This is a genomic window from Methylocucumis oryzae (assembly GCF_000963695.1).
GTDB classification, from domain to species: domain Bacteria; phylum Pseudomonadota; class Gammaproteobacteria; order Methylococcales; family Methylomonadaceae; genus Methylovulum; species Methylovulum oryzae.
Genome location: NZ_LAJX01000349.1, coordinates 1 through 4628, shown reverse-complemented (window position 1 = coordinate 4628; position 4628 = coordinate 1). Strand labels below are relative to the sequence as shown.

General features: G+C 55.7%; 8 protein-coding genes and 3 pseudogenes. 4 read left to right on the top strand and 7 right to left on the bottom strand.

The window, feature by feature from the left end:
* Positions 1 to 96: 96 nt before the first annotated feature.
* The 7 genes and pseudogenes from VZ94_RS33005 to VZ94_RS27465 all read right to left on the bottom strand — a co-directional run bounded on the left by VZ94_RS33005 (position 97) and on the right by VZ94_RS27465 (position 2940).
* Entirely contained in the window at positions 97 to 249 is a 153-nt protein-coding gene (locus VZ94_RS33005) for a hypothetical protein (RefSeq protein WP_369126317.1), read from the bottom strand.
* 97 nt (positions 250 to 346) lie between these two features.
* Positions 347 to 625: a cytochrome b gene (locus VZ94_RS23980; RefSeq protein ID WP_052700828.1), complete on the bottom strand. Its 279-nt coding sequence runs from the start codon at positions 623 to 625 to the stop codon at positions 347 to 349.
* A 42-nt stretch (positions 626 to 667) separates the two neighbouring features.
* Positions 668 to 1331 (bottom strand): annotated as a pseudogene (locus VZ94_RS21370) (SapC family protein).
* A 160-nt stretch (positions 1332 to 1491) separates the two neighbouring features.
* On the bottom strand, positions 1492 to 1581 hold the full coding sequence (locus tag VZ94_RS31295; RefSeq protein ID WP_275575354.1) for an FAD-linked oxidase C-terminal domain-containing protein: 90 nt from the start codon (positions 1579 to 1581) through the stop codon (positions 1492 to 1494).
* 5 nt (positions 1582 to 1586) lie between these two features.
* Positions 1587 to 2447 carry an FAD-binding oxidoreductase gene (locus VZ94_RS27475; RefSeq protein ID WP_204369251.1) on the bottom strand — a complete coding sequence of 287 codons (861 nt, stop codon included), beginning with the start codon at positions 2445 to 2447 and terminating at the stop codon, positions 1587 to 1589.
* Positions 2448 to 2503: 56 nt separating this feature from the next.
* On the bottom strand, positions 2504 to 2641 hold the full coding sequence (locus tag VZ94_RS32995; RefSeq protein WP_369126318.1) for an FAD-binding protein: 138 nt from the start codon (positions 2639 to 2641) through the stop codon (positions 2504 to 2506).
* Between the two features lie 11 nt (positions 2642 to 2652).
* Positions 2653 to 2940 (bottom strand): FAD-binding oxidoreductase, encoded by a 288-nt coding sequence (locus VZ94_RS27465; protein WP_204369249.1) that lies wholly within the window; start codon positions 2938 to 2940, stop codon positions 2653 to 2655.
* Positions 2941 to 3305: 365 nt separating this feature from the next.
* Between VZ94_RS27465 and VZ94_RS21355 the strand changes: the two genes are divergently transcribed.
* The 4 genes and pseudogenes from VZ94_RS21355 to VZ94_RS27450 all read left to right on the top strand — a co-directional run.
* Positions 3306 to 3542, top strand: a complete 237-nt coding sequence (locus VZ94_RS21355) for a hypothetical protein (RefSeq protein WP_052700827.1) — start codon at positions 3306 to 3308, stop codon at positions 3540 to 3542.
* Positions 3543 to 3648: 106 nt separating this feature from the next.
* Positions 3649 to 3927 (top strand): annotated as a pseudogene (locus VZ94_RS32990) (DEAD/DEAH box helicase); the annotation flags it as partial.
* Between the two features lie 25 nt (positions 3928 to 3952).
* Positions 3953 to 4267: pseudogene (locus VZ94_RS27455) on the top strand (DEAD/DEAH box helicase); the annotation flags it as partial.
* A gap of 1 nt (position 4268) precedes the next feature.
* Positions 4269 to 4628, top strand: a 360-nt coding sequence (locus VZ94_RS27450) for a helicase-related protein (RefSeq protein ID WP_204369247.1), incomplete at its 3' end; no start/stop codon positions are given.

Below are 4628 nucleotides of genomic sequence, written 5' to 3'. Positions count from 1 at the left end.
GATACAAAGATGGGAGTTTAAACCCGCCAAATCAATAGCTGAGTCTGTATCAAGGCGTATCAGCGGGATGAAATGCCCCGCTGATGCGAGAAACTCTCATGGCCACATGCGTTGGACAAAGGGAAGCTTATCCGCAAACTGATGCTTCAAGGCTGCAATAATATGCAGCAAAATCAATATGAAGAGCGGCTTGGTAAGAATTTCATGCGCTTCATGGCCAACGCCTGCCAGTGCCTTGCTCTTTTCCACGGGCAGTGTGGCATCAAACAGGCCGAAAAAAAGTCAACTGGTGGTGCTTGCGGATGGGCCGATGCCATCAGCCAACCTGAAAATGGCACAACGATAATCAGGAAATAGAAAAGCAGGTGTACGATGCGTCCCAGCGTCGCCTGCCAAGCGGGAATGGCTGTCGGCAATGCGGGGGCTTGTTGGTCAAACGCCAGATCAGGCGCAACACCGAAAAGAAAAGGATTGATATGCCGATGGCCTTATGAGGCGACATCAGCGCGCCCTGCGCCTCGCGCGGTAGGTCTTCAGCCATGCTGGCCAGAACGAAATTGGCGATCACCAATATGGCGATCAGCCAGTGCAGTGCAATTGCACCTTTGCTGTACTTGGAAATCATGGCGGCCCTCCCCTAAAGTGTCGGGCCGCCATCGAAAACGGATCAGTTGGTCGGCAGCTCGACTTGCTGCGGCACCTTACCTTGCTGCATTTGCAATGCAAATATATCCCGAACCAGGTTCAGCGAGAAAAGATGCGCGTAAATCAGGGGCAGCATGCCACTCTGGTTCATCTTGCGCAGTTCATCACCGCGCATGTCGCGCAGCTTTTCTTCGTTCACCATCTGGAAACCGCGATAAATGAACGGGTTTTCGCTGCCGTCCTGCTGGATAGCGACTTCGCCCTCCATCAGCAGTTCAAGCTTCTTGAGTTCTTCGACAAATGCCTGGGTGCGGGCACCGGCTTGCTCGAAATCTTCGCAGAACTTGAGGATGTCCTTGGTCATCTGCGTCGGCTCGGCTCCGTCGAACAGCGCTTCACCTTCCTTGAAATCGCCCAATGCTTCGGTCGTCGGATCAAAGCAAAGCGACAGTTCATCGCTGTCCGGACGCAAGCGCGCAAGCATGAACGGATAACGGCGGATGTAAGCCGGCAGGTAAACCGGATTATTGAACTTGCCATTCTCGTCCATGTAGACGTTGACGCCTTCGTTCATGCCCATCAGCACGAGCGGAACCGGATTTCGCAGCCGAGAAGATGATCGGGTAGTAACGCGACGCCGAAACAAATTCTTCAACGGTCAGCGGAATGGCGTGCTGGCCCTGCATGAAATTGGCATTGTCGATCTGCCGGCTCTTGAAATTTGCATGCTCGTTGCTGTTGAGCGGAACGAGGTCCTTGTAGAAGAGGGGGCAGGCCTTGCGGCGCGGGCTGGGTAGCCATCAGTTACTCCGTTGTCTGGATTCGAAAATTTGATTGCGGGCGGCTTTAGGCGGCGGCGGGCTTGCTGGCAAGAGGAACGAGTTTTCCCGGATTCATGATGCCGTTGGGGTCCAGGGCCAGCTTGATGGCACGCAAGGCGTTCAGCCTTGATGGATCCGACAAACGTTCAAACTCCGCCAGTTTTTGCCTGGCCAATTCCATGCTCGGCCGAGATCGAGCCACCATAGGCGGTCACGCGGTCGTAAACATCCCGCGCTGATGGTCTGGGCGAAACGCGCATACCATTCTTCAGCCGTTGCGCCTTTGGGTGCCTTCACATGGTAGTGGATGTTTCCATCGCCCAGATGGCCGAATGCGACCACCGTGGTTCCGGGATAGCGCGTCGTTCGATSTGSGCGGGWTTCAGTCTCGATGAACCGCGCCATGGCGGAAACAGGCACGCTGATATCATGCTGCAGGGCAGGACCCTCTGCCCGCTCTGCCTCGGCAATCGAATCCCGGATTTTCCAAAATGCTTCAGCTTGCGCTTCGCTTGCAGCAATCACAGCGTCCTTGGCCAATCCCGCTTCAAGCATCTGGCCAAGGAAATTCTCTGCGAGCGATGCAGGCGCTACCTGATCGTCGCTGTCACGGACCAGTTCGATCAGGACATGCCAGCCTTTTTCGCTTTCGACAGGGCGTCTGGTCCCCGGAATATGCTTGATCACATGCTGCAGCGCCACGTCGGGCAGGATTTCGAAGCCCTCCAATGCGGAATCGAGCGCGTTTGTTGCAGCAAGCAACAAAGCATAAGCATCTTGGGGTGTGTCGACTGCAACCCAGGCCACTGCCCGATCGAGCAAAGCGGGCACAAGTTGAAGTGTGGCGCGTGTAACGATGCCAATCGTTCCCTCAGCACCGATCAGCAAATGTTTCAGATCATATCCGCGGTTATCCTTTTTCAATGGAACCAGCCCGTCATAGATCGATCCGTCAGGCAATACCGCCTCGACGCCCGCCACTAGGTTACGCATCGTTCCATGTCGCAAAACCTGCGTGCCGCCTGCATTGGTCGAAATCAGCCGCCAACCGTGGCAGATCCTTTACCGCCCAAGGTCAACGGGAAACGAAGGCCCTTTTCTGCAACAGCTTCGTGCAGGTTCTGCAATACTACACCCGCTTCGCAACGAACCTGCCGCGATACAGCGTCCACCATTTCAATGCGGTTCATCCGGCGTAACGATAGGAGCAGCTCGCGCCGCTTTCATCAGGCGTGGCGCCTGCCACCATTCCACTGTTCCCCCCCTGCGGAACGAGTGTGAGTTGGTGTGCGTTGGCGATCTTGATGATTTCCGAAACTTCAGCGGTTGTTGCCGGGGAAAGCAGCGCTGCGGCCTGCCCGTGATAGCGCCCGCGCCAGTCGGTCGTCCAGGGCGCCAGATCGTCAGGATCGGAGGTGAATCCCTTTGATCCGAGCAGTTGGCTAAGCTTCTCCAAAACTTGGCTGTCTGACAAACTCCCACTCCTGTTGTTGATGCAATTGACTTGGCGGTTGGCGCTTCATAGGGCTGGATTAATGCTCCGTTCAACCGTTACCGCTAATTGTCGGAAAAGGCGAATTTTGGTCGGGACCCGGCGTTGCGCATTTTTCTGATACTCATTGCCGGTCTCGCGGTGACGCTTGGCTTTGCGCATAGGGCGCAAGGGCAATCGGTCGACGCCTTTGTCGAGATGATGGAAGGCGTCAAAGACTTCAGGCGCGTATCGAACAACGCATCATCATCCGCTTTCCGAACCAACCCGTACCCGCCGCTCCAGGCCGTAGCGAGAAGCGCAATGCAACCCTCTATAATGAGGAAAAGATTGGAAAATGCCTGCTGATGGATCGCCTGGTTGCATCACGCCCTGGCCCCAAGAACAGCCTCGAACTGGTTACCCGTGAACGGCAATTGATACGGGCTTATTTGGGCGATGGATGCCTTGCCCGCGAATTTTATGCCGGTGCCTATGTTGAACGATCGAAGGACGGCAAACTTTGTGTTGACCGCGACCTGCTGCATGCGCGGACGGGCGCGAAATGCGAGATTGATAAATTCCGCCTGCTCGTTCCTGAGTGAGATGCGCCAAATTCCTTGACTTTTCGCTGCTGTTTCGCCAAGCGCCGCGCACCGGACGTGCGGCTATGTGCTGCCCGCCTGCTTTTTTCCTTTATATTGGAACCTTATGTCTTTTGCCGATCTCGGCCTTTCCGATGAACTTTTGAACGCGGTTACTGCGGCGGGTTACGACACGCCGACTCCGATCCAGGCGCAAGCCATCCCCTCGGTCCTGATGATGCGCGACATCATTGGCATCGCGCAAACCGGTACCGGAAAGACAGCATCATTCGTGCTGCCGATGATCGATATCCTTGCCCATGGTCGGGCACGGGCGCGCATGCCGCGCAGCCTGATCCTCGAGCCAACCCGCGAACTGGCCGCGCAAGTCGCCGAAAAATTTCGAGAAATATGGCGTCAATCACAAGCTATCGATGGCATTGCTGATTGGCGGGGTTTCGATGGGCGATCAGGTAAAGGCGCTGGAAAAGGGCGTCGACGTGCTGATCGCGACACCGGGCCGACTGATGGATCTGTTCGAACGCGGCAACATCCTGCTCAACGGATGCGAATTGCTGGTGATCGACGAAGCCGATCGCATGCTCGACATGGGTTTCATTCCCGACATCGAACATATCTGCACCAAATTGCCGACCAACCGCCAAACGCTGCTGTTTTCGGCAACGATGCCGCCACCGATCAAAAAAACTTTCGGACAAGTTCCTGTCGAACCCGAAATATATTGAGGTGGCGCGTCCCGCGACCGCCAACATCAATATCGAACAGAAGCTGGTCGAAGTTGCGCCGATGAAAAAGCGCGAAGTCTTGCGTGACCTGATACGCAGCGAAGATGTGCAGACCGCCATCATCTTCTGCAACCGCAAGACCACGGTACGCGAACTCAACAAGAGCTTGAAGCGGCACGGATTCCGTTCGGGTGAAATCCATGGCGATATCGACCAAGCATCGCGCCTCAAGGAATTGGACGCATTCAAGAGCGGCGCAATCAACCTGCTAGTCGCATCCGATGTGGCTGCGCGTGGCCTCGATATCAAAGGCGTGAGCCATGTATTCAACTTTGACGCGCCCTGGCACCCCGATGATTAT